This is a genomic window from Cupriavidus sp. SIMBA_020, assembly GCF_046535395.1.
In the GTDB taxonomy this organism is placed as follows: domain Bacteria; phylum Pseudomonadota; class Gammaproteobacteria; order Burkholderiales; family Burkholderiaceae; genus Cupriavidus; species Cupriavidus campinensis.
Genome location: NZ_JAWRWU010001100.1, coordinates 1 through 255, shown reverse-complemented (window position 1 = coordinate 255; position 255 = coordinate 1). Strand labels below are relative to the sequence as shown.

Genomic DNA, 255 nt, shown 5'->3' with positions numbered 1-255 from the left:
CCAGCGCTTTTTGCAATAGGAATGAGGCGACTGTAGGCGAATGTCCGGCGCGGCGGAAATACCGATTGAATGTGCCGGTCATAAGGGTATCCTATGACCCTCGCTTGAACCGGCAGGAAGGGCAGCACCTCATGGACGTTCGTCAGCTTCGCTATTTCGTGCACATCGTCGATTACGGCAGTCTGGGCAAGGCCGCCGAAAAGCTCTTCGTGGCGCAGCCTTCGCTGAGCCAGCAGATCGCGAAGCTCGAAGACG

General features: G+C 57.6%; 1 protein-coding gene. It reads left to right on the top strand.

Translation table 11 applies throughout. The features are described 5' to 3' along the window. Positions 1-131 precede the first annotated feature (131 nt). On the top strand, positions 132-255 hold a 124-nt coding region (locus SB751_RS32910), incomplete at its 3' end, for a LysR family transcriptional regulator (RefSeq protein WP_410749368.1).